Origin of the sequence: Streptomyces sp. NPDC001544 (genome assembly GCF_042894285.1) — a bacterium.
GTDB lineage: Bacteria > Actinomycetota > Actinomycetes > Streptomycetales > Streptomycetaceae > Streptomyces.
Genome location: NZ_JBIAVN010000022.1, coordinates 69947 through 93134, shown reverse-complemented (window position 1 = coordinate 93134; position 23188 = coordinate 69947). Strand labels below are relative to the sequence as shown.

At 70.5% G+C, this 23188-nt stretch carries 17 protein-coding genes, 2 tRNA genes and 1 pseudogene; 5 read left to right on the top strand and 15 right to left on the bottom strand.

Annotated features, from left to right (window positions below; genetic code table 11):
• Positions 1-68: 68 nt before the first annotated feature.
• A tRNA-OTHER gene (locus tag ACFY0F_RS35475) sits at positions 69-164 on the top strand.
• 19 nt (positions 165-183) lie between these two features.
• Positions 184-255, top strand: a tRNA-Cys gene (locus ACFY0F_RS35470).
• A gap of 203 nt (positions 256-458) precedes the next feature.
• Here the strand turns inward: ACFY0F_RS35470 and ACFY0F_RS35465 are convergent.
• The 4 genes and pseudogenes from ACFY0F_RS35465 to ACFY0F_RS35450 form a co-directional block, all read right to left on the bottom strand.
• Positions 459-1271 carry a G1 family glutamic endopeptidase gene (locus ACFY0F_RS35465; protein WP_388803967.1) on the bottom strand — a complete coding sequence of 271 codons (813 nt, stop codon included), beginning with the start codon at positions 1269-1271 and terminating at the stop codon, positions 459-461.
• 448 nt (positions 1272-1719) lie between these two features.
• Positions 1720-2811: pseudogene (locus tag ACFY0F_RS35460) on the bottom strand (tyrosine-type recombinase/integrase); the annotation flags it as partial.
• An 804-nt stretch (positions 2812-3615) separates the two neighbouring features.
• The gene (locus ACFY0F_RS35455; protein ID WP_388803964.1) at positions 3616-3837 is read right to left on the bottom strand and encodes a hypothetical protein; all 222 of its coding nucleotides are present in this window, start codon (positions 3835-3837) and stop codon (positions 3616-3618) included.
• 613 nt (positions 3838-4450) lie between these two features.
• Positions 4451-5290 (bottom strand): patatin-like phospholipase family protein, encoded by an 840-nt coding sequence (locus tag ACFY0F_RS35450; RefSeq protein WP_388803961.1) that lies wholly within the window; start codon positions 5288-5290, stop codon positions 4451-4453.
• 138 nt (positions 5291-5428) lie between these two features.
• On the opposite strand from ACFY0F_RS35450, the gene ACFY0F_RS35445 reads away from it, so the two are divergent.
• Positions 5429-6085 carry a TetR/AcrR family transcriptional regulator gene (locus ACFY0F_RS35445; RefSeq protein ID WP_388803958.1) on the top strand — a complete coding sequence of 219 codons (657 nt, stop codon included), beginning with the start codon at positions 5429-5431 and terminating at the stop codon, positions 6083-6085.
• 100 nt (positions 6086-6185) lie between these two features.
• Positions 6186-6896, top strand: coding sequence for a hypothetical protein (locus tag ACFY0F_RS35440; protein WP_388803955.1), 711 nt, complete (start codon positions 6186-6188; stop codon positions 6894-6896).
• Between the two features lie 8 nt (positions 6897-6904).
• On the opposite strand, the gene ACFY0F_RS35435 is transcribed toward ACFY0F_RS35440, so the two are convergent.
• The 8 genes from ACFY0F_RS35435 to ACFY0F_RS35400 form a co-directional block, all read right to left on the bottom strand.
• Positions 6905-8056, bottom strand: a complete 1152-nt coding sequence (locus ACFY0F_RS35435; RefSeq protein WP_388803952.1) for an SUKH-4 family immunity protein — start codon at positions 8054-8056, stop codon at positions 6905-6907.
• Between the two features lie 228 nt (positions 8057-8284).
• Positions 8285-8422, bottom strand: coding sequence for a hypothetical protein (locus ACFY0F_RS35430; RefSeq protein ID WP_388803949.1), 138 nt, complete (start codon positions 8420-8422; stop codon positions 8285-8287).
• On the bottom strand, positions 8419-10728 hold the full coding sequence (locus ACFY0F_RS35425) for a xanthine dehydrogenase family protein molybdopterin-binding subunit (RefSeq protein WP_388803947.1): 2310 nt from the start codon (positions 10726-10728) through the stop codon (positions 8419-8421). Before ACFY0F_RS35425 ends, ACFY0F_RS35430 begins: the two co-directional genes overlap by 4 nt.
• Positions 10725-12326 (bottom strand): 2Fe-2S iron-sulfur cluster-binding protein, encoded by a 1602-nt coding sequence (locus tag ACFY0F_RS35420; protein WP_388803944.1) that lies wholly within the window; start codon positions 12324-12326, stop codon positions 10725-10727. The genes ACFY0F_RS35425 and ACFY0F_RS35420 overlap by 4 nt, the downstream gene beginning before the upstream one ends.
• Positions 12323-13216, bottom strand: coding sequence for an FAD binding domain-containing protein (locus ACFY0F_RS35415; RefSeq protein WP_388803942.1), 894 nt, complete (start codon positions 13214-13216; stop codon positions 12323-12325). The genes ACFY0F_RS35420 and ACFY0F_RS35415 overlap by 4 nt, the downstream gene beginning before the upstream one ends.
• A 235-nt stretch (positions 13217-13451) precedes the next feature.
• Positions 13452-15074, bottom strand: coding sequence for a beta-N-acetylhexosaminidase (locus tag ACFY0F_RS35410; protein WP_388803939.1), 1623 nt, complete (start codon positions 15072-15074; stop codon positions 13452-13454).
• Positions 15075-15291: 217 nt separating this feature from the next.
• Positions 15292-15570 (bottom strand): DUF3039 domain-containing protein, encoded by a 279-nt coding sequence (locus ACFY0F_RS35405; protein ID WP_388803936.1) that lies wholly within the window; start codon positions 15568-15570, stop codon positions 15292-15294.
• A 29-nt stretch (positions 15571-15599) separates the two neighbouring features.
• Positions 15600-16172 (bottom strand): YqgE/AlgH family protein, encoded by a 573-nt coding sequence (locus tag ACFY0F_RS35400; RefSeq protein WP_388803933.1) that lies wholly within the window; start codon positions 16170-16172, stop codon positions 15600-15602.
• 275 nt (positions 16173-16447) lie between these two features.
• Here ACFY0F_RS35400 and murA point away from each other — a divergent pair, with 275 nt between their 5' ends.
• A complete protein-coding gene (gene murA / locus ACFY0F_RS35395; RefSeq protein ID WP_388803930.1) occupies positions 16448-17788 on the top strand; it encodes a UDP-N-acetylglucosamine 1-carboxyvinyltransferase in 1341 nt (446 codons plus the stop codon).
• Between the two features lie 436 nt (positions 17789-18224).
• Here murA and ACFY0F_RS35390 read toward each other — a convergent pair whose 3' ends face one another.
• The 3 genes from ACFY0F_RS35390 to ACFY0F_RS35380 all read right to left on the bottom strand — a co-directional run bounded on the left by ACFY0F_RS35390 (position 18225) and on the right by ACFY0F_RS35380 (position 23025).
• Positions 18225-18506, bottom strand: a complete 282-nt coding sequence (locus ACFY0F_RS35390) for an HU family DNA-binding protein (protein ID WP_067273695.1) — start codon at positions 18504-18506, stop codon at positions 18225-18227.
• A 353-nt stretch (positions 18507-18859) separates the two neighbouring features.
• On the bottom strand, positions 18860-20275 hold the full coding sequence (locus tag ACFY0F_RS35385; protein ID WP_388803925.1) for an NAD-dependent malic enzyme: 1416 nt from the start codon (positions 20273-20275) through the stop codon (positions 18860-18862).
• Positions 20276-20613: 338 nt separating this feature from the next.
• A complete protein-coding gene (locus ACFY0F_RS35380) occupies positions 20614-23025 on the bottom strand; it encodes a HelD family protein (RefSeq protein ID WP_388803922.1) in 2412 nt (803 codons plus the stop codon).
• Positions 23026-23188 lie beyond the last annotated feature (163 nt).

Genomic DNA, 23188 nt, shown 5'->3' with positions numbered 1-23188 from the left:
CCCGTTGCAGCCCCGGCGCTTCCCTTGAGCCCCTCCCCCATCCCGCCCTACGGTCGTCTCGTCAACACGGCCGTGTGCCCCTGGTTCAGGGACTCGCCCGCGCTGCACCCATCAGCGAGCTCCGCTCGCGGGGAGTTACGCGGGTTCGATTCCCACCACGGCCGCGTGGACGAAGTTGATCACGGCCGTGTGCCCGAGTGGTTCAGGGACTCGCCTGCAAAGCGAGTTACGCGGGTTCGATTCCCGCCACGGCCTCTATCGTCTTGACCAGGGAGAACTGAAGGCGGCACATCTCTAGCGGTGCCATCCCTCTGGCCGCCCGTCTCAGTTCCTGGCCGCCCGTCTCAGTTCCCGTCTCACTTGCGCCTGATTGCAGGCATGCCGGGATCACCCACGGGCCTACACAAGGCATGCCAACACCTATGAGCGCTAAGCGAATTCCGGAAAGAAGCCTGCGATCAAATATAGGTACAGGTGACCACGTCGGCTCCTACGAGATTTCCAACGGAGATCACACCACCCACATCGTCCGTCATGTTTATATTACTTCCCGCATCAGATGATGCATTCGTACCATCAGAGAAGACTGCAAAGCAGCTCTCGAATGCGACTGAACCATAGTTCGCAAGCTGAGTGGGCCTCAACGAGACGGGGTCCGTAGGGCGCTCGACAATCCATTCAGCACAGTTCCCGACCAGGCTCGTATCTGGCGGCGCATTGAGCGAGAAGGGCATCATCTGACGGCGACTCATATTGTACAGATCAATGTTTGCGCTCCGCGTGGACGTTACGTAGATGTAACAGGCAATCTTCTCGCCGAAAGCGAATGGAAAATTGGGGATCACCTTGGGATAGACCGCTCTCGGGTCAACGGTCTCTGGTGACCACCAGTCGTACCACGCGTAGGCACTGACCACCACCTGCGGGTTACCAAAAACCTGAACTCCCATAGTGTTTGCGGTGATGCCGGCCAGCAATATATCTGACGAACCATCACCATCGATGCCGACCCACGTAGAGTCGTAGGAAAAGGTGCCGTTTAGCGCGGGCGGGTAGGGGCGTGGAACCACCCACTCGCCGTAGACAGTGTTCACCGTCGCACCATCGGGGGGGCGTACCACGCCGCCCGACCATATGGCACTTGTTTCGGCGTTTGGTTGCGCGCCTCGTGCCAACTGCTCCACATCTGCTTCTGTGGTGGCCGTCAACTGTTGGCGAACAGGAGGCGGCTCGCCAAAGTCAGGCTTGAGGAGGTGTGCATCTCGAAGCATACTCTCCCACCGCTTCAGCAGTGCGGGATTCTCTTCGGGCCTTGGCGGGAGGCCATACTCGACCAACTGCTTGTCATCGAGCTCGATAGGATGAAGAATCCTCAGGATAGGTGAACGTCTCTACTGCGAGGCCACCGGGAAACTCAACCGTAGTCATCATCTACACCTAGACCCACTACCAGGCGCTTTGCGCCATGCATGTAGCAAGCGAACGGGCATCAGCCCTGGGGCGCAGAGGAAACCGCCTCCGCTGCCGCTCAGAATTTTTGACGCTGATGCCATTATCGTACGCCCTGACCAGTTGGGTCGCTAGTGCAGTAGGGCTTCCGATCGGACGCTGCACCTGTATGATTTTCCGTTCGCACTTAACCTTATCCGAGGTCTGCGAGTCGCTTGACGAAGCCTGTATCACACACTTCGTCAAGCGACTTGCTAAAACCAAGATCGTTCAGAGGCCGTGCTGCTCAGTCTCCGATCCAGCCGCCCAGAGCAGGCCGTCTACCTGATTCGCGATGTCGGCGCGAACAGCGTCCACCATGTGTTGATAGCGAGCGGCCATGTTAGTAGTCGACCATCCCATGAGGCCTATGACGGCCCGCTCAGGCACCCCCAGGATGAGCAACACCGTGGCGGCCGTGTGGCGCGCATCGTGCAGACGACCATCCCGGACGTTCGCCTTTGCCAGCAGTGCCTTCCAATCAGCCCAGTCCCGACGGTGAGACGGGCTACGGCCGTGTTCATCCGGGAAAACCAGCCTGTTCTCTTCCCAGCGCTTCCCGGCCGCCGCTCGCTCCTTTTCCTGGGCCTTGAGATGGGCACGGAATAGCTCAACGAGTTGTTTGGGAAGGCCGACCGCGCGGCGACCGGCGCGCGACTTGGTGGTGGATAACTCAGGGTTGGTGCGCCACTTCTGTGGGCAGTACCCGGCAGCCTTGCGTCCACAGGGCTCCGTGCACCCGTGGGCGTACTCCGGGCGGTGGCGGCTACGGCGGACGACAAGGAATCCACCCTCAAGGTCCACGTCGTCCCACTTCAGCCCCAGTATCTCCCCTTGACGCAGGCCGAGGGCGAGCGCGACGGCCCATCGTGCGGAGTTGCGGTGCTGTTCAGCGGCCTTCAGCAATCGCTGTACCTCTTGGACGCTGTAGGGCTCCACCTCGTAATCCCCCGTCTTCGGTGCCTTGGCCAACAGGACGGGGTTCTTGCCGAGATGACCGCGCCGCACGGCCTCATTGAGGGCGGTGCGCAAGGTTCGGTGCACCTGATGAGCGGTGGCGGGCTTACTGCCGTTGGCCTGCATCTTGGCGTAGAACCTCTCGATGTGCTCGGGCTTGAGCCTGTCGAGCCGGTGAGCGCCCAAGCCGGGGATGAGGTGCTTTCGGACCGCGACGCCGTACCCGACCATGGTGTTGTCGTTGACGGCGAGGGGTGCGACGTTCTCAACCCAGTGCGTCAGCCACGCCTTGACCGTCCACGCCTTGCCGGGCTTCTTCACGGTCTTGGTGTCGCGCTGCTTCTCCAGCTCTCGAACGGCGTTGGTCAGGGCGTTGGTCCACGCGTCCGCGCAGTGCCTCGGGGACTCACCCTTGGCCTGCGCTGCGGTGAACAGCCGCGCGACATGGGCGTCCGTGAGGCAGCCGCACCGGCCGGGCGTCGACAGCGAGGCGGGCGGCGGCTGGGGGCCCGTGTGTCCGAGGTGGGGATTTCTGCGTCACCCTCGTCATCTGCGTCATACAGACGTCTGGCCTGCGGGTTTCGGCGAGCACTGGATCTACCGGGGCACCATGGCGTCATCGAACGCCGTGCGGCCGGGCGGTCGCGTGGACCGCGCTGCGGGCCTCAGTGATGCGCTGCACGGCCATGGTGAGGGGCATGTTCAGCTTCTTGTCCCGGCAGCGGCAGTTCGGACAGCCGGCGGTAGCGGTCTTCGACGTCCGCCTTTGGCCCGCTCAATAGTGCACCGTTCGGCTACTCGCCCGTGTTGGCGCAGGTCACCCGCCGTTTTCCCGGGGCCGGTGACGCAGGTGACGCAGCGTTTCCCACTTAGGAAAAAAAGGGGGGGGTGTCTGGGGTGGTTCGGTGCGGCTCAGGGCGTGAAGAAGGGGCCGCTGCGCGGCGCGCCCCTCGGGCGGCGCGTGGCGCCGAACAGCGAGAAGAGCACGCCCCGCCGGTGGTGCTCTTCTTGCTTGTCTGCCACAGGCAAACTCCTGTTTCTGGTGTCGGGATGGAGACCGGGCGGCGGGCTGTCCTGTCCGGGAGTGCCGCCGCCCCGAGCGTCGTCAAGCGGTACGGGACGGGCTCCAATCAAGCGCCTCCGCTGTGAACCTCGCAGAGGCCCCCCGCATCAGAACAAGTGCTGCAGGAAGTGGCCGATGTGCGGAGCCACCTCCTTCGCCAAGTCCCACGCGGGGTCAACGGCTTTGTGAACGATGCCCTCTACGATGCCACCCACGATGGCAACCTTCAGGTAGCTCGGTTCGACGCTCGGCAGTTCGGGCGGAAGGCTGACCTCAGCCCTGTCTCGCTTACGCCATCGTCGAACTACTTCCTTGATCTTCGTGAACACGGTCGACTGACCTCTCGCCTAGCCCGGAGGATGGGCTCAGGCACGCTCTACAGCGCTCCCGATAAACGCACGTACGCCTGAAAGCTCATCCCTGTTCCGAACGGGACAGAGCGCTCAGCAGCGTGCAGGCAGAAGTGAGCCGAACTTCGGAGACCTAACAGAGCTGGCACGAGCGGTGGGCCTGGACAACGCGGTAACCATCAAGGGCGGGGCCATCACGATGAAAGCCACCAGCAGAGCCACGCGCGCAATGAAGCCACCGGTCAACCGCCGCAACCGCCTTAGGCAGTGCGCGATTACGCGAAGCGGCGATGCCGCTTGCTCGCTTTGTGTGGCCATGCCCTCGATTGTGGCAGGGGCAGGACGCGCCCTACAAGTCACCCGCACGGTCGAGGAGGCGCCGGGTGCAGGGAGGTTCACTCCGTCTCAGTCTCCGTCTCATTCATCGCCGTACGTGGCCGTCCAGGGCCGTTCGGTCAGTCGATGCGCACGCGGCTTCCGTACACGAATGAACGCCGGTGAACTTGTCCGGATCACGATCTGACCGCCCCGGACAAACCTGCAAAGCGAGTTACGCGGGTTCGATTCCCGCCACGGCCTCCATTGCCGCACGTCACCCCTGCCAGACGTCGGCCACCGCGGGGGCCGATGCACTGGCCTGGGCGTGGCCCGCGCGGGCGGCAGCCGGCCGGCGGGTGTCGTCCGTCATGTTGCGGCCCATCGCGCGGCGCGCGGCGCGGTCCGGGCACAGCAGGATCACGCGTGCCCCGTCGTCGGACAGTTCCGCGGCCTGCTGCGAGGCGCTCGGATGCGGCCCGACCGCCGTCGGGACCGGCGCGATCGCCAGGACCCGGCGGTACCCGCGTGCGAGCTGCAGGTTGGCGGTCGAACGGCTGCCGCCGTCCATCCAGCGCCGGCCCGCCACGGTGACCGGCGGCCATACGACGGGTACGGCGCAGCTCGCCGCAACCGCTTCGAGGAGTGTGACTCCGGAGCGCGAGTCGAACGCTTCGGTCCGTCCGCTCAGCGCGTCGACCGCGGCGATCCGCAACTCCCGCTCGGGCCAGTCGCGTACGTCACCCAGCAGCGCGCCGATCGTGTCGAAGACGTCCGACTCCGGGCCGGTCCGGGTGTGCAACGCCGCCCGGGACAGGCGTTCGATGGACCGTTGCGAATCGCGGGAACCAAGTGCCGCCCGGAGGAAGCGCGCCGTCTGGCGCAGTGTCACCGGCAGACGGACCGCGTCCGCGCCGGACAGCTGACGCTCGTAGAGATCCGCGGCCGAGGCCCCGGACCGGAGTCGGGACCCGAAGACGGCACCGGCGGAGGTACCGATCACGACGTCGGCGCTGCCGAGATCGATCCCGGCCTCGGTGAGTCCGGCGAGCACCCCGGTCAACCAGGCTCCGCCCACCGGTCCGCCGCCGCCGAGCACGAGTGCGGTGCCGGGCATACTCCTCCTCCCCCACGAACGAACACGGGTGTCGTACCCGCGGGAAGCAAAACGGGGAGCACTCCCCGTTTGCTCGCCCAACGATAACATCCGTACCGGGGAGCACTCCCCGGTACGGTGCGAGGAAGAGGAGACACGATGGGCGGCCGTTCGCCGGCAGGGCGCCGTGATGCGCAGCGCAACCGGAAGCTGCTGACGGACAAGGCCCGCGAGGTCTTCGCCGAACAGGGCCTGGACGCCCCGCTGGATGAGATCGCCCGGCGGGCGAGCCTGGGCAACGCCACCCTCTACCGCCACTTCCCCACCCGCGCCGCGCTCGTCGACGAGGTCTTCCGGGACGCGCTCACGGAGACCACGGCGGCCGGCGAGCGAGCGCGAACAGCCGAGGACGGGTGGACGGGGCTGACGCAGTACCTGCGGACGGTGTTCGCGGGCCTGGCCGCGGACCGCGGCGCCAACGACCTCATGACCACGAACCTGGAAGGAGTCACCTCCCTCGAGGTGATCCACGCCCACAACCGGGAAACCATCGACGAGCTGCTCCGGCGCGGTCAGGAGCAGGGCACCATCCGCTCAGACCTCACCGTCGAGGACCTGCTCCTCATCCTGGCAGCACTGGGCAGGACCGTTCCCGCGCTCACCACGGTCGCCCCGGACGCCTGGCTCCGCCCGCTCACCCTGCTCCTCGACGGCCTTCGCCCCAGCCCGGCCGCACCCCCTCTGCCCGAGCCCGCCCTCACGTCCGACCAGCTCGGCAGGGTGCTGCTCAACCTGGGTCCGCACGTGCGGCGTTGAGGGAACCGCCGCCCCCGACCAGGCATCAGGGTGATGTCAGGGGGGCGTCGGGGCTGTCACCGATGGTGGTGTGCGCCTGGTGGTCGGCAGGCTGGTGGGCATGTCGAACACCACTGCTGATCGTCCTCGCGCTTCCCTTGTCCGTCGCGCCGCCGTGTCCGTCCTGGGTGCCGCTGCACTGGCCGGTGTCATGGGGGTGTGCGCGCCCGGGGTCGCCTCGGCGCAGTCCCAGGCGGCTGCTGATTTCAGTGACTGCCCGGCCCTGCCCGCCGGTGTCGATCCGGGCAAGTGGCGGTGCGAGGTGCACACCGCGGCGCCGAAGCTGACGATCGGCAAGGTCGGCGTGGCGCTCGCGCCGATCACCATGACCCATGCCGAGGGGCCTCTGGCGGACGGTGGCAACGGGCAGGTGTGGGGGGCTCTGCACACGGTGCCGACCACGCTGCCGGACGGGTTGCCCGGGGCGATACGGCCGGAGTACGGGGGCCGCTCCGACTTCTACACGGGGCAGTTCAGTCTGCGCTTCCGGTTGATCAGCCCCTGGCTGCCGCACGGCTGTGTCATCGGGGCGGGCGAGCCCGTCGACTTCCGGATGCAGCGGTCGGGGCCCTCGGAGTGGGTCTCGCAGGATCCGCCGGTCATCAAGTTCTCGGCGTACGACGACACCTTCACCGCCCCGGCCGCCGAGCACTGCGGGCCGCTGACCGGACCGCTCAACCGGCGGCTCGGTCTGCCGGCCGCGAGCGGCAACCTGATGACCTACGACGCCACGTACACGTTCAAGACCTACGACCAGTTGCCCGCGCTCTGACCGACCGCTCAGAGCACGCCGCCCGCCTCGTCCTGGAAGAGCTGCGTCCAGTAGTGCCAGTCGGTGTGCGGCCTGGCGCCGGTCGGGTCGAGGGACGCCAGGGTGTGGATCATCGCCGCGGCCAGCTGGTCGTAGGCCTCGGTGGTCAGTTCGTGGCCCAGGTGGGCGTCGATCCTGCGTTCGTGGTGGAGGAGCCAGAGGGTGAAGGCGAGGGTGGAGACGTCCGTGTTCAGGGGGTACAGGGTCGCCTCGGGCTCACTGAAGTTCAGGACCGCGCCCGTCCTGCCGTCGATCACCAGGCTGTTCTCCTCCACCAGGTGGCCGAGGCGGATCAGGTGGTCGGCGTGGGCGGGGAGAGCCTCGACGGGGTAGCCGTCGGCGCTTTCCGAGGTGAAGTACTCCGTGAGCGTGGGGAGGGGGGCGTCCGTGTCCAGGTGGAAGAGGTCCGCGTTCTCCGGCAGGCCGGTCTCGCGCAGGAAGCGGCGGGTCGGCTCGTGGGTGAGCGCGGCCGGGAAGTCGACCTCCTCGAAACGGGCCACCCGGCCCTGGCCGAACTCCTGGTCCAGCAGGCGGGCGGGGAGGTCCAGGCCGAGGCCGGAGTCCGTGCCGGGGCCCGCGACCAGGGCGAGGGGGCGGATGAGGGCGGCCGCCTTCCAGTACGGCGGGACCTCGCCGCCCGCGCCCTCCTCGAAGAGGGCCAGGAGGCGGCGGGACGCCTCCGTGGCCGCCTTGGTGCCGTGGCGGCCCGCGTACGAGGCGAACTCGCCCCGGAGTGCGGCGAGTTCCTCGGTGACCGAGGCGAACCGGACCAGCGCCTCCAGCGAGGGCGCGAGGGGCCGGCTGTCCATCGCCTCGAAGAGGTACGTCGTCGTGATCTCGCCGGTGCCGCCGTCGAGAAGGAGCGATTCCGTCTCCATCCCTGCCGGGTACAGCAGTTCGCCTATGACCAGCCGGTCCCGCAGATGCTCGGCCGGGTCGTCCGCGGCGTCCGCGAGCGTGCGCAGGCCTGCCGTGCGGAGCGGGTCGAACGTCAACAGGCCGCTGTCGCCGGGCAGTCCGGGGCCGGTCAGCCAATGGCGGGTCGGCGCGTGCGTGACGTACGGACCGAGGTCGTCCTCGGTCAAAGTGATCACCGCTACACCGGCGTCGGTCGTGCTCATCGCTCCCCCGCGATTCAGTCGTACGTGGTGCGTCGTACGTGGTGCCGCACCGCGTGGTGCGCACTGCGTAGTGCGTGAGCGGGACACGGACTGTCCCCCACTGATCGGAACACTACGCCGACCCACTGACAACGCCCCTCAGGAGAGGACGTCAGGCGACCCGGGCCCGTTCCGTCCCCGCGAGGATCGCGTACAGCGGGCGGGTGCGGACCGGTCCGAGGTACGTGGTCAGGTGAAGTAGATCCCGCCCAGCACGACCACGACCGCCGCCACCACGAACAGCAGGATCCACAGCAGCAGCTTGCCGACCGCCGGTGGCGGCTCGTAGCGCGGCTCCGGCGACTCCTGCGGTTCCTGGCCGCTCACTGGGCCGTCACCACCGCGGCCTGCGGGCGGATCGGGAGGCGGTTGACCGGGCGGCCGGTCGCCGCGCGGACGGCGGAGGCGATGGCCGCCGGGGAGGTGACCACGGGCACCGCGCTGGCGGCCTTCGCGCCGAAGGGGGCGACCACGTCGCGTTCCTCGACGAGTTTGACGATCCGGATGTCGGGGGCGTCCAGGGCCGTGGGCAGCGCGTACCCGGTGAGGTCGGGGTGGCGGATCAGGCCGCGCGGGGTGCGCAGGTTCTCGGTGAGCGCGATGCCTACGCCCTGGGTGACGCCCGCCTCGATACGGGCCTCGAGCTGGGCCGGGTTGAGCACGCGGCCCACGTCCTGGGCGACGGCCAGTTCCACGACCCGTACGGAGCCGAGTTCGATGTCGACGTCGACCACCGCGCGGACCGCGCAGAAGGCCAGGCCCACGAAGGCGTCGCCCTGGCCGGAGGCGTCCAGCGGTTCGGTGGGGTGGGGGCGGCACTGGGCCGTGGCCCAGAGCTCCTTGCCCTCCAGCGCCTCGGTGACCGTGGTGGACAGCACACCGTCGTACGACGTGATCTTGCCGTCGGTGATCTGGAGCAGCTCGGTGGACATGCCGAACTTGTGCGCCAGGGGCTGCAGGAGCTGGGTGCGGACCATCTTGGCCGCCCGTTCCACCGCGCCGCCCGACACCCAGGTGTGGCGGCCGTGGCAGCTCGGGCCGGCCGGGGGCTGGTCGGTGTCCACGGGGGCCACGTGCACCTCGTCGATGCCGAGCGTCTCCTGGACGATCTGCCGGGCGAGCGTGGTGAAGCCCTGGCCGGTCTCCACCGCCGCGCAGAGCACGGTGGCGATGCCGTCGTGGACCTTCACCGTCGCCGTCGAGACCTCGTCCGCGCCCTCCGCGCCGAGCATGTGCACCATGCCGACGCCGTAGCCGACGCCCCGGCGTACCGCGCCCGGCTCGCCCGCGCCCTCGGGGCCGCCGGGCAGCAGCCACTCGTCCTCGGGCGTGTCCTTGGGCAGCGGCGGGAGCGGGAAGTCCCGTACCGCCTGGAGGAGTTCGGCGACCGGCGCCGGGCAGGTGACCGTCTGGCCGATCGGGAGGACGTCGCCGGTCGCGAGGGCGTTGCGCAGGCGCACCTCCGCCGGGTCCAGGCCGAGCCGCTTGGCGAGCTTGTCCATCTGCGCCTCGTAGGCGGCGCACACCTGCATGGCGCCCTCGCCGCGCACATGGCCGGAGGGCGGGTTGTTGGTGCGTACGGCCCAGCCCTCGATGAAGGCGTTCGGGACGACGTACGGGCCACAGGCGAAGGAGACGGCGGCGGCCAGGGCCTCGGCGGAGGTGTCGGCGTACGCGCCCGCGTCGAGGAGGATCTGCGCCTCCACCTTGACCAGCATGCCGTCGGCGTCGGCGTGGTGGCGGTAGCGCAGCAGTGTGGGGTGGCGGTGGGCGTGGCCGAGGAAGGACTCCTCGCGGCTCGCGGTCAGTTTCACCGGGCAGCCGGTCTTCAGGGCCAGCAGTCCGAGCGGGAGCTGGAAGCCCTGGTCCTCGCGGTCGGCGGTGGCGCCGGGGACGCCGGTGACGACGACCTTCACGCGTTCGGGGGCCAGGCCGAAGACGGCGGCGGCGGTGTTCCGGTCGGTGTGCGGGTCGGTGGAGGCCAGGTAGAGCTCCACGCCGCCGTCGGGGCGGGGTACGGCGAGGCCGGCCTCCGCGCCGATGGGGGCCGGGTCCTGACGGCCGATGCGGTACAGGCCCTCGACGACGATCTCGCCGTGCGCGTCCGGGTCGCCGTGGTGCAGCGGGATGTGCCGGATCAGGTTGCCGTCGGGGTGCAGCGGTTCGGCCTCGAAGGCATGTTCGGGGTCGGTGACCGGGTCGAGCACCTCGTACTCGACGATGACGGCGGCGGCGGCCATCCGCGCGGTGTCGGGGTGGTCGGCGGCGACGGCGGCGATGGGCTCGCCGTGGTGGCGTACGACGTCGGAGGCGAACACCGGGCGGTCGGGGGTGCCCCGGCCGTGGCGCGGGGTGCCGGGGACGTCCTCGTGGGTGACGACGGCCCGTACGCCGGGCATCTCGCGCGCGTGGGAGGTGTCGATGGACACGATGCGCGCGTGCGCGTGCGGGGAGCGCAGTACGGCCGCCCAGAGCAGGCCCTCGGCCCACAGGTCGGCGGCGTACGGGAAGGTGCCCTCGGTCTTGGCGCGGGCGTCGGCCGGGGGCAGGGAGACGCCGAGGCCGTGCGGGACCGGGTCGGCGGCGGGGGCCGGCTCCGCGGCGGTGGTCGCGGTGGCGGTCTCGTTGCTCACGCCTGGCCTCCGTCCTGGCCGTAGTGCTGGTCGTGCGGTCCGGGACCGCCGAAGGCCCCTCCGGCACCGCCGAAGGTCCCTCCGGAACCACCGAAGACCCCTCCGGCACCGCCGAAGGTCCCCGGTGAGTCGAAGGCCGACGTGTTGACGCCGCCGGCTCCCGGGCCCGCCTGGTGGGGAATACGTACCCCGTCCGTGTCCGTCTCGGTCTCGGCCGCGGCATGTGCCTCGCGTTCGGCGACGACCTCCTGGACGGCGTCCAGGACCCCGCGGTAGCCGGAGCAGCGGCACAGGTTGCCGCACAGCGCCTGACGGGCCTCGAGTTCGGTCGGCGCGGGGTTGCCCTCCAGCAGGTCGTGCACGGTCATCGCCATACCGGGGACGCAGAAACCGCACTGCACCGCACCGCACCTGGCGAGCGCCCGCTGCACGTCGGAGGGCCGGCCGTCCTCCGCGAGGCCCTCGACGGTGCGCACCTCGCTGCCGGCGGCGGTGACGGCGGGGACCAGGCAGGAGGCGACGAGCCGCCCGTCGACCTGGACGTTGCAGGCCCCGCACTCGCCCTGTGAACAGCCGTCCTTGGCCCCGGCGAGCCCGAGCCGCTCGCGCAGGACGTACAGCAGCGACTCGCCGATCCAGGCGTCGGTGACGGGCCGCTCGGTGTCGTTCACGCGCAGGACGTAGGAGGCGAGCGGGTGTTCGTCGTGCGCGGGCGGCGCGGCCGCCTCGTCCGCTGCGGCGGGCCCGGGGACGGGCGTCTCGTCCGGCGCTGCGGCCTCGTCGGCCGTGGCGGCCTCCTGCGCGGCCTCCGGCTCGTCGGCGGGCCCCTCGTCCGCCTCGGGATCCGCGGGCGGCTCAGCGAGCCCGTCAGGGGCCTGTGCGGCCTCCTGGGTGTCCGGGGTCGCCTCGGGGCCGTCCGCCTGCGCGGGCTCCGGCGTCTGCTCGGCCGGGGGCTCGGGGTAGGTCGCGGCGGGCCGGAACTCCTCGTGGGCGGAGTGCTCGGGCACCGGGTGGCCCGGGTGTTCGGTGGTCGCCTCCGCCGTCTGCTGCCCCCACGACTGCCCCGGCGCGTCCGTCACCCAGGGCGCGGGCGCGCCGCCCGGGAGGGTGGCCGGCGGGTTCCCGGCCCCGCCCCACTGCTCGACCAGGGAGGAGGCGGTGAACTCGCCCGATTCGTCCGGGAGGTCGCCCCCGGCCACGGGGATGGACCACTCACCGGTGACGTCGTGCCCGGGGGCCGGCGGGGCCGCGGGCTCGTCGTAGGTCCAGTGCTGCGTGGCGGCGGGGTTGTACGTGAACCGGTCGTCCGGCTCGGCGCCGGTCCCCCGGGGCACGGCGTTCGGGTCGGGCCAGTGGGCACCGGTGTCCTGCACCGCCCAGGTGCCGCCCGCCGCCGGGTCGGCGCCCGGGTCGACTCCGGGGGCCACCGTTATCTGCGGCGGCACGTAGCCGTGACCCGGCGCGGCCAGGAGGGCGTCGATGCCGCCCTCGGGGAGCTTGACGAAGGCGGTGGCGCCGTCGTCGTAGTCGCCCTGGGGCAGCGGGTCCCAGCGCCCGCCTCCCTGGGGCGTGCCCTCTCCGTGCTGGTCGTCGGTCACGACAGCGCCCTCCCCAGTGCTCGTCGGGCCAGTGCGGCGACGGTGCGCCGCAGGTGCAGTACGGCGGGCGGAAGCTGCGGTACGGAGCCGTCCTGCTCCGGGGCCGGGTCGGGGATGCAGGCCGCGGCGACGTACTCGCCGAAGGCGTTCAGCGCCTCCGGCACGATCACTCGGTCCCCGTCCCAGTCGATGAGCCGGGCGACCCACTGCTCGGCCTCCAGGGGCCGCAGGGGCATCGGCGCTATGGCACCCACCGCGCACCGCACTCCGCGCCGGGCCGGGTCCAGGACCAGCGCCACGGAGGCGACCGCCCGGCCGGGACCGGTCCGTCCGGTGGCCTTCAGGAAGACCTGCGGGGCGTGCAGCAGCGGCACGCGCACGTAGCCGATGAGTTCGCCGCCGCGCAGCATGTCGACCCCGGCCAGCAGGTGCGAGACCGGGAGTTCCCGGCGGGCCCCGCCCGGGCCCGCGATGATCAGCGTCGCCTCCAGTGCGGCCAGGACCGGCAGCGCGTCACCGGTGGGCGCGGCGGAGGCGATGTTGCCGCCCAGGGTGCCCGCGTTGCGGATGTGCGGCGGGCCGGCGGCGCGCGCGGCGGCGGCGAGCGCCGGGATGAGCGCCGCGAAGTCGGGGCGGCCCATGCGCGCGTGCGTGAGGCCGGCGCCGAGCAGCGCGTGGCCGTCCTGGTACTGCCAGCCGCGGATCTCGCTGATCCGGCCGAGGCCCACCAGGGCGGCGGGCCTGAGCTGCCCGGAGTTGACGGCGGCCATCAGGTCGGTGCCGCCGGCCACGGGTACGGCCGTGGGCATGGCGGCGAGCGCCGCCACGGCCTCGTCCAGTGTCGTGGGCAGCGTCACGGCCTGCGCCGCCTGCGGTGCGTGCGTGGTCAAACCGGCTGCCCCTTCCCGCTGCCCCACCTGGTCCCACCTGTGTTGCCGTACGGTACGTGCTGACAGGGCGGACGTGGCAACTCTGGCACATCTTCGCAGGGCCCGGACGCGGGGGTCCGCTAGGAGTGATTCACACCCGTCGCTGCGGAGATGGTCCGTTTTTATACGACATCATCGACGTACGGAGATTGAAGCCTTTCATAGCTCTTTACGGGGTTCTTCCGTTGCGTTCGCCCTAGCTGTTCGGGGGCGGCCCGTCGACCGGGCGCCCGAGCACCCCGGGCCGCCGCTGCCAGGGCCGGGGGCCGGCGGGCGGGCGGTAGGCGACGCCCAGGGCGTCGAGCCGCCGGTAGTGGGCCGCCATCCGGCGCTCGAAGCCGGTGAAGTCCCGTTCCGCCGGGGCGGGCAGCGCACTCCAGGCCACCTCGGCGAAAGCGGCGAGCCGCGGGAAGGCCTGGTAGTCCACGCGCGCGGGGTCCTCCATCACCTCCGTCCACACGTTCGCCTGGGCGCCCAGCACATGCGGGGTCTGTTCTTCGTCCAGCTCCGGTGGAACCGGCTCGAACCGGTAGACGTCCTCAAGGGTGCGCACGTAGCCGATCGGTACGGGCTCGTCCTCGCCGGGCGCCTGGCGGTGGTCGAGGTACACGTGCTGCGAGGGGCACATGACGACGTCGTGGCCGGCCCTCGCGGCGGCGATCCCGCCCGCGTAACCGCGCCAGGAGGACACGGCCGCGCCCTCGGCGAGCCCGCCCTCGGTGATCTCGTCCCAGCCGATGAGCCGGCGGCCGCGCGCGGAGAGCCACTTCGCGAAGTGGCCGATGAACCAGGACTGCAGTTCGTCCTCGTCCGCGAGACCGAGTTCCTTGATCCGGGACTGGGCGGCCGGCGATCGCCTCCACTGCTCCTTGGGGCATTCGTCGCCGCCGATGTGGATGAATTCCGAAGGGAAGAGAGCGAGGACTTCCTCGAACACCCCTTCGTAGAAGCGGAGGGTGTTGTCGGTGGGGGCGAGTACGTTGGGATTGATTCCCCAGGTGTCCCAGACGGAAAGGGCGGTGGTGTCGATGACGTCGGTGTTGCCGAGCTCCGGATACGCGGCGATGGCGGCCTGCGAGTGGCCCGGTACGTCGATTTCCGGAACCACGGCGATATGCCGTTCGGCGGCGTAGGCGACGATCTCCCGGATGTCGTCCTGGGTGTAGTAGCCGCCGTGCGGTTTTTCGTCCCACAGCGGTGAGGCCCCGTGCCCGATTTTCGTCCGCGTCCGCCAGGATCCGACCTCGGTCAGTCGCGGATACCGCTCGATCTCGATCCGCCAGCCCTGGTCGTCCGTCAGATGGAGGTGGAGGACGTTGAGTTTGTGGGCGGCCAGGAGATCCAGATAGCGCAGCACGCCGTCCTTGGGCATGAAGTGCCGTGCGACGTCGAGCAGGAGGCCGCGCCAGGCGAAGCGCGGTGCGTCCTCGACCATCTGGTGCGGGATCACGTGGACGGCCCCCGGGCGCACGGGAGCCCGCCGGAAGGCGTCGGGGCCGAGCAGTTGGCGCAGGGTCTGGGCGCCCCAGAAGACCCCGGCCGCGTCACCGCCACGGATCTCGACACCCCGGCCGGACACGACGCCGAGCCGGTACGCCTCCGGCCCCAGCGTGTCGTCCAGGTGCAGGCGTACGGAATCACGCGCGTCCTGCGGCCCCGGCGGCAGGGGCAGGCCGAGGGCCGCGCCGAGCGTGGCGCGCAGCCAGCGCTCCGTGGTGCCGGTGCCCGGGGCGGCCCACAGGGTGGTGTCCCGGTCGAGCGTGACGGCGCAGCGCATCGGGCCCTCGACGGCGCGCGGTGCCGGAATCAGTTCGCTCACGTCAGTCCTCGTCCCCAGCCGGTGCCCGAAGCCGTTGCACGCCGTTGCGCTCTGCGCTACGACCGTTCCCCGGATCACAACAGCACGAGGCTAGGGGCGCGCCGACCCGCCTACAAGAGGTCTCGACCACTCGCCCGCGCGGGCGCGCGAAGGCCCCCGGGGTGTGCCCGACACCCCGGGGGCCTCGTCGGCGGCCGGGGATGAACCCCAGCGGCCGCTACTTGTCCTTGCCGCCCTCGTCGCCGCCGCTGTCCATGGATTCGTAGATCTCCTTGCACATGGGACACACGGGGTACTTCTTCGGGTCACGGCCCGGCACCCACACCTTGCCGCAGAGCGCCACGACGGGGGTGCCGTCGAGGGCGCTCGCCATGATCTTGTCCTTCTGGACGTAGTGGGCGAAGCGCTCGTGGTCGCCGTCGCCGTGGGACACCTGCGGCGTCGGCTCTACGAGGGTCCCCGTACCAGTCCCGCGCTCGGGCTCGAGAGTGCTCATAAGGCCCAGAGTACTGAAGCTCGCGCCCTTCAGTTCAGCGAAGGGTCGTCCGGATAGGTGGCCACCATCGCCAGCTCGTTGCGCTGGCGGCGCAGGACCTCGCGCCAGAGTTTCTCCGGGGACGGCGAGGAGACGTCCCCGGGCTCCGACTCGACCACGTACCAGGCGCCCTCCGCCAGCTCGTCCTCCAGCTGGCCGGGGCCCCAGCCGGCGTATCCCGCGAAGATCCGCAGGGAGCCGAGGGCCGAGGCCAGCAGCTCGGGCGGGGCCTCCAGGTCGACGAGCCCGATCGCGCCGTGCACCCGGCGCCAGCCGAGCGGGGTGCGATCGCCGGCCGTGCCGCCGGGGATGACCGCGACGCCGAGCGCCGAGTCCAGCGACACCGGGCCGCCCTGGAAGACCACGCCGGGTTCGCCGGTGAGATCGGCCCAGCCCTCCAGGATGTCGCCCACGTCCACCGGGGTGGGGCGGTTGAGGACGACACCGAGCGAGCCCTCCTCGTCGTGGTCGAGGAGCAGCACCACCGCACGGTCGAAGTTCGGGTCCGCCAGGGCGGGGGTAGCCACGAGCAGCCGCCCTGTGAGCGAGGACACCTCGGTCATGCCAGACATGATCCCGCATCTTCCCGTGGTGTGGGGAGCCAATCGGGGCCGGGGAGTGAATGCAGCTCAGGGACATGGGTGCACCCGGGCGCGCGCCCGGCCGGTGGTGACGCCATGTGCCCGGTGGTGAACGGTTCGTGTTGTGACACAGCTATGACCTAGCTGGGCGGTACTTGGGCTTACGGGAGGGGGGTAATCGGCGATTACCCTGTCTTCTCCGGCCCTGCGCAAAGTGATCGGCCGAACCCTGCCCGACTCCATGGAACGCGAGATTCATGACCGTCAACGACGATGTCCTGCTTGTCCACGGCGGCACCCCGCTGGAGGGCGAGATCCGTGTCCGCGGCGCGAAGAACCTCGTGCCCAAGGCCATGGTCGCCGCCCTGCTGGGAAGTGCGCCCAGCCGACTGCGCAACGTTCCGGACATCCGTGACGTGCGCGTCGTGCGCGGCCTGCTGCAGCTGCACGGGGTGACGGTCCGTCCGGGCGAGGAGCCCGGCGAACTGGTGCTCGACCCGACGTACGTGGAGAGCGCGAACGTCGCCGACATCGATGCCCACGCGGGGTCCAGCCGCATCCCGATCCTGTTCTGCGGCCCCCTGCTGCACCGTCTCGGCCACGCCTTCATCCCGGGCCTGGGCGGCTGCGACATCGGTGGCCGGCCCATCGACTTCCACTTCGACGTGCTGCGGCAGTTCGGCGCGACGATCGAGAAGCGCGCGGACGGCCAGTACCTGGAGGCTCCGCAGCGGCTGCGCGGTACGAAGATCCAGCTGCCGTACCCGTCCGTCGGGGCGACCGAGCAGGTGCTGCTGACGGCCGTACTCGCCGAGGGCGTCACCGAGTTGTCCAACGCGGCCGTCGAGCCGGAGATCGAGGACCTGATCTGCGTTCTGCAGAAGATGGGCGCGATCATCGCGATGGACACCGACCGCACGATCCGCATCACCGGTGTGGACAAGCTCGGCGGCTACACCCACCGCGCTCTCCCGGACCGCCTGGAGGCCGCGTCCTGGGCGTCGGCGGCGCTGGCGACCGAGGGTGACATCTACGTCCGGGGCGCCCAGCAGCGCTCGATGATGACGTTCCTCAACACCTACCGGAAGGTGGGCGGCGCCTTCGAGATCGACGACGAGGGCATCCGCTTCTGGCACCCCGGCGGGCAGTTGAAGTCGATCGCTCTGGAGACGGACGTGCACCCCGGCTTCCAGACGGACTGGCAGCAGCCGCTGGTGGTGGCGCTGACGCAGGCCACGGGCTTGTCGATCATCCACGAGACGGTCTACGAGTCCCGTCTGGGCTTCACCTCCGCCCTGAACCAGATGGGCGCGCACATCCAGCTCTACCGCGAGTGCCTGGGCGGCTCCGACTGCCGCTTCGGCCAGCGGAACTTCCTCCACTCCGCGGTCGTGTCGGGCCCCACCAAGCTCCAGGGCGCCGACCTGGTCATCCCGGACCTGCGCGGCGGCTTCTCGTACCTGATCGCCGCGCTGGCCGCCCAGGGCACGTCCCGGGTCCACGGCATCGAACTCATCAACCGGGGCTACGAGAACTTCATGGAGAAGCTGGTGGAGCTCGGCGCGAAGGTCGAACTCCCCGGCAAAGCCCTCGGCTGACCCCAGACAGGCCCCCACCCCCGGCCCCGAACAGCCCACTCCCGGCCGGGGGTCCCGGGGGTCGTCCCCCGGGCAGACACAGCATGGAGAAGCTCGTGGAGCTCGGCGCGAAGGTCGAACTCCCCGGCAAAGCCCTCGGCTGACCCCAGACAGGCCCCCACCCCCGGCCCCGAGCAGCCCGCTCCCGGCCGGGGGTCCGGGGGTCGTCCCCCGGGCAGACACAGCATGGAGAAGCTCGTGGAGCTCGGCGCGAAGGTCGAGCTTCACGGCCAAGCCCTCGGCTGAACCCGCACAGGCCGCCGGCCCCTGCTCCGGGGCCGGCGGCCTGTGTGCTGTTCATGGTCGCAATCACGACGGGGCGGCGCCCGGAGGTCCGGGGCCGCCCCATCGGGGTTCTACAGGCCGTACACCGTCCCGTGGCATACGGACGGCAAGATCACTGGCCCTTGGCCGCTTCCTTGAGCTTGCTGCCCGCGGAGACCTTCACGCTGTAACCGGCCGGGATGTTGATGGGCTCACCGGTCTGCGGGTTACGAGCGGTACGAGCGGCACGGTGGGTGCGCTCGAAGGTCAGGAAGCCAGGGATGGTGACCTTCTCGTCGCCCTTGGCGACGACCTCGCCGACGGTCTCGGCGAACGCGGCCAGCACGGCGTCGGCGTCCTTGCGAGTCACCTCGGCACGGTCGGCCAGCGCGGCCACCAGCTCACTGCGGTTCATTTTCTTACTCCCGTGTTCTTCTTGCCGTTGAGGCGTGCCACGCGGCTGAGCCGCATGTCGGGCACGGCCATGCCGATGCTGCCAGGGTCCTCGGTGAGTCCCCGGACCCGGGTCCGTCGTCAGACCCTCGCGCCCAGAGACGCATCCTGCCCCTACCTGCGGCGGGAAAGCCAATCCGGCACCCGTAGGAGTCGTGAGAACACCCTAGGGAGTCACACGAAAAGAGCGCCGGAACGTGGCCGACACCCTAGACGCCTGCCCTGGGTACCGGGTTCCACGACGCGCCGGTACGACGCCCCGCCGTGGGGATGCTCACAGGCCATGCGCACCCCTCACGACGGCGCATACCCGCTCTACGACGCCGCACCCACCGCCTTGGCGGCCTCCCGCACCGCACCGGCGACCGCGCCCGCGACCTTGTCGTTGAAGACGCTGGGGATGATGTAGTTCGGGTTCAGCTCGTCCTCGGTCACCACGTCGGCCAGCGCCTGCGCGGCGGCGAGCATCATCTCGGTGTTCACCGTGCGGGACTGCGCGTCCAGCAGACCGCGGAAGACGCCCGGGAAGACCAGCACGTTGTTGATCTGGTTGGGGAAGTCGGAGCGGCCGGTGGCCACAACCGCCGCGGTCTGCCGGGCGATTGCCGGGTCCACCTCGGGGTCCGGGTTCGCGAGCGCGAACACGATCGCGCCGTCGGCCATGGCCGCGACGTCGTCGCCGTCGAGGACGTTCGGGGCGGAGACGCCGATGAAGACGTCGGCGCCGCGCACGGCCTCCTTCAGCGTGCCGGTGAGGTTCTCGGGGTTGGTGTTGTCCGCGATCCAGCGCAGCGCCGAGCCGGCCGGGGCGTCCACCAGGTCCTCGCGGTCGGCGTGCACGACACCGGCGATGTCGGCCACGACGGCGTTCTTCACGCCCGCGGCGATCAGCAGCTTGAGGATGGCCGTACCGGCCGCGCCGGCGCCGGACATCACGACGCGGATGTTCTCAATCGCCTTGCCCGTGCAGCGAAGTGCGTTCGTCAGGGCGGCGAGGACCACGATCGCCGTGCCGTGCTGGTCGTCGTGGAAGACGGGGATGTCGAGGGCCTCGCGCAGCCGTGCCTCGATCTCGAAGCAGCGGGGCGCGGAGATGTCCTCGAGGTTGATGCCGGCGAACCCGGGGGCGATCGCCTTGACGATCTCGACGATCGCGTCGGAGTCCTGGGTGTCGAGGCAGATCGGCCAGGCGTCGATCCCGGCGAAGCGCTTGAAGAGCGCCGCCTTGCCCTCCATGACCGGCAGCGCGGCCTTCGGGCCGATGTTGCCGAGGCCCAGCACGGCCGAGCCGTCCGTCACGACCGCAACGGAGTTGCGCTTGATGGTGAGGCGACGGGCGTCCTCGGGGTTCTCGGCGATCGCCATGCAGACGCGGGCCACACCCGGCGTGTAGACCATGGAGAGGTCGTCACGGTTGCGGATGGGGTGCTTCGACGCCATCTCGATCTTGCCGCCGAGGTGCATGAGGAAGGTACGGTCGGAGACCTTGCCCAGCGTGACGCCCTCGATGCCGCGGAGCTGCTCGACGATCTCGTCGGCGTGCGCGGTCGACGTGGCCGCGATGGTGACGTCGATACGGAGCTTCTCGTGCCCGGACGCGGTGACGTCGAGGCCGGTGACCGAGCCTCCGGAGGACTCCACGGCGGTGGTGAGCTGGGAGACCGCGGTTCCGCTCGCGGGCACCTCCAGCCGGATGGTCATCGAGTAGGAGACGCTGGGCGCCGTTGCCATGGCCGACTTCCTCTGCTTTCACCGGTGTCGCGGGTAATGCCGTCCGATCGTCGCACCTACCGCCGAGTAGGCGTTAGCCGGGCTGCATTGAGAACGTTTTGTTCTCAACGAAAGAGGCCCACGTCACATGTGACGTGGGCCTCTGGGAGGTTCAGTGACACCGACCCGCCATGCTCGCCTCGCGGCAAGTGGTCGCTCGCAGCGACTAAGGTTGGGCCCGGGGGCTTGGATCGGGCCGGTGCCACACCCAGGCTAACAAACGGATCCCGTAAGGCCATTCCCCTGCGGGCGGTTCACAGGAAACCTGGACGCCGGCACCACCCGGACACCAGCGCCGCTCAGTCCCTGAGCAGGTCGGGCACTCCGGCCGGGTCCGGCTGGTCCCGCTCCCCGGAGACGACCGTGAGCTGCTGGGTGGCCCGGGTCAGGGCGACGTACAGCACCCGCAGCCCGGCCGGCGACTCGTCGGCGATCTCCGCGGGTGAGACGACCACCGTGGCGTCGTACTCCAGCCCCTTGGCCTCCAGGCTGCCCAGTGCCACCGCCCGGTCGCCGAGCCCGGCGAGCCAGCGGGCGGCCTCCGCGCGCCGGTGCATGGCGACGACCACGCCGACCGTGCCGTCGACCTGGTCGAGCAGCCGCTGGGCCTCGGCGCGCACGGTCTGCTCCAGTGTGTCCCGCACGACACTGAAGCGGGGCTCGATCCCGGTGGACCGTACGGCCGAAGGTGCCTCGGAGCCGGGCATGGCGAGCGCGAGCACCTTCGCGGCGAGCTCGGCGATCTCCGCCGGGTTGCGGTAGTTCACGGTGAGCTGGAAGCGGCGGCGCGGCCGGGTGCCCAGGGCCTCGTCGCGGGCCTCGGCCGCCTCGTCCGGGTCGGACCAGGAGGACTGGGCGGGGTCGCCGACGACCGTCCAGGTGGCGTGCCTGCCCCGGCGGCCGACCATGCGCCACTGCATCGGCGTGAGGTCCTGCGCCTCGTCGACGATGACGTGCGCGTACTCGGTGCGCTCCTGCGCCAGCCGCTCGGCCCGCTCGCGCTGCGACTCCTCACGGACCGGCATCAGCTCCTCCAGGCCGGTGAGCTGGTCCAGCGGGTCGGCCTCGCGCTTCTTCTTCGGGCGGGCGGGGGCGCCGAGGATCGCCTGGAGCTCGTCGAGCATCGCGATGTCGTGCACGGAGCGGCCGTCCCGCTTGAGGGAGCGGGCGACCTTGCGGACCTCGCCGGGATTGAGGATCCGGCGGGCCCAGCGGCCGAGCCGGCGCTCGTCCGCCATGGCGGCGAGGACGGCCTTCGGGGTCAGCTCGGGCCACCACGCGTCGAGGAACGCCAGGAAGCTGTCCTCCGAGCTCACGTCCTCGTCGAACGACGACCGCAGCTCGGCGGCCAGCTCCGGGTCGGTGTGCCGGCCGGCCGCTCCGGACCGGTCCCACAGGGCGTCGAGCAGCAGCTTGCGGGCGCGGGGGCGCAGCAGGTTGACGGGCGCGGTTCCGCTCAGGGCGGTGCGGCGGACGTGCTCCAGCGCGTCGGCCTCCAGCTCCAGGCGCCGCCCGAAGGCGACGACACGGAGCCGGGTGGGCGGGCCGGTGTGCGTCTGCGCCGGTACGTCGGTGTCGTCGTCGCCGAAGGCGAGCTGACCGGCACCGGCCCGGCCGGCACCGGCGGAAGGCGCGGCCCCGCCGCCCGGCCCCAGCTCCAGCGCCCCGCGCGCCGCCTTCCGCAGCACCTTCAGCATCCGGTACGACCCCTTGGCGCGAGCCACGGACGGGGAGTCGTACAGCGTGGCCTCGGCACCCTCGACCAGCGAGCCGATCGCGCGGATGGCGACCTGTCCCTCCTCGCCGAGGGAGGGCAGCACGCCCTCGGTGTACGCCACCAGCAGCGGGGTCGGGGAGACGATCAGGATGCCGCCCGCGTACCGGCGCCGATCCTGGTAGAGGAGGTAGGCGGCCCGGTGCAGGGCGACGGCCGTCTTGCCGGTGCCCGGTCCGCCCTCGACGTAGGTCACGGACGCGGCGGGGGCGCGGATCACCAGGTCCTGCTCGGCCTGGATGGATGCGACGATGTCCCGCATGGTGTGCGTGCGGGCCTGGCCGAGGGCGGCCATCAGGGCGCCGTCGCCGATCGCCGGCAGTTCGTCGCCGTGCAGGTAGGCCTTCAGTTCGGGGCGCATCAGGTCGTCCTCGACGCCGAGGACCCTGCGCCCCTTGGAGCGGATGACGCGTCTGCGGACGACCCGTCCGGGGTCGACGGGGGTGGAGCGGTAGAACGGGGCCGCGGCGGGCGCCCGCCAGTCGATGACGAGGGGGGTGTAGTCCTGGTCGAGGACGCCGATGCGGCCGATGTGCAGGGTCTCGGCGATGTCGGCCGTGCCGTCCTCGCGTACGACCCCTTCCGCGGGCTCGACCGCGGTGTAGGCGCCGTCGGGTCCCTTCTTGCCGTCCTTGCCGAGGAGCAGGTCGATCCGGCCGAACAAAAAGTCCTCGAACTCGTTGTTCAGCCGGTTCAGGTGGATACCCGCCCTGAAGACCTGCGCGTCCCGCTCGGCGAGCGCGCCGGGGGTGCCGACCTGGCCGCGTTTGGCCGCGTCGTGCATGAGGAACTCGGCCTCGTGGATCTTCTCCTCGAGGCGCCGGTACACCCGGTCCAGGTGTTCCTGTTCCACGCTGATCTCTCGGTCGCGCAGGGAGTCCTGCGCCAGGTCGTGAACCGAGCCGACCGCGGTTTCCTGCTGAGCCTGAGCGGCCACCGGGCCCCCTTCTGACGTGCTGGGCAGCCGTCAACCGTACGCGAAGGGGAGCCCCCGAGGCGAGGGGCCCGCCCGGCCGATCTCCCCGCAAAACACGCAGGCCCGGCACGTACAGCCGCGATCATGTCGCGGATGTGCGCACCAGGCCCTGTACGCCTGTGCC

What these genes read in the sequence shown, in the direction of transcription:
- ACFY0F_RS35465 (WP_388803967.1), bottom strand. Translation starts at nt 1,271, where the DNA reads ATGCTTCGAGATGCACACCTCCTCAAGCCTGACTTTGGCGAGCCGCCT.
- ACFY0F_RS35450 (WP_388803961.1), bottom strand. Translation starts at nt 5,290, where the DNA reads ATGCCCGGCACCGCACTCGTGCTCGGCGGCGGCGGACCGGTGGGCGGA.
- ACFY0F_RS35445 (WP_388803958.1), top strand. Translation starts at nt 5,429, where the DNA reads ATGGGCGGCCGTTCGCCGGCAGGGCGCCGTGATGCGCAGCGCAACCGG.
- ACFY0F_RS35440 (WP_388803955.1), top strand. Translation starts at nt 6,186, where the DNA reads ATGTCGAACACCACTGCTGATCGTCCTCGCGCTTCCCTTGTCCGTCGC.
- ACFY0F_RS35435 (WP_388803952.1), bottom strand. Translation starts at nt 8,056, where the DNA reads ATGAGCACGACCGACGCCGGTGTAGCGGTGATCACTTTGACCGAGGAC.
- ACFY0F_RS35405 (WP_388803936.1), bottom strand. Translation starts at nt 15,570, where the DNA reads ATGAGCACTCTCGAGCCCGAGCGCGGGACTGGTACGGGGACCCTCGTA.
- ACFY0F_RS35400 (WP_388803933.1), bottom strand. Translation starts at nt 16,172, where the DNA reads ATGACCGAGGTGTCCTCGCTCACAGGGCGGCTGCTCGTGGCTACCCCC.
- murA (WP_388803930.1), top strand. Translation starts at nt 16,448, where the DNA reads ATGACCGTCAACGACGATGTCCTGCTTGTCCACGGCGGCACCCCGCTG.
- ACFY0F_RS35390 (WP_067273695.1), bottom strand. Translation starts at nt 18,506, where the DNA reads ATGAACCGCAGTGAGCTGGTGGCCGCGCTGGCCGACCGTGCCGAGGTG.
- ACFY0F_RS35385 (WP_388803925.1), bottom strand. Translation starts at nt 20,275, where the DNA reads ATGGCAACGGCGCCCAGCGTCTCCTACTCGATGACCATCCGGCTGGAG.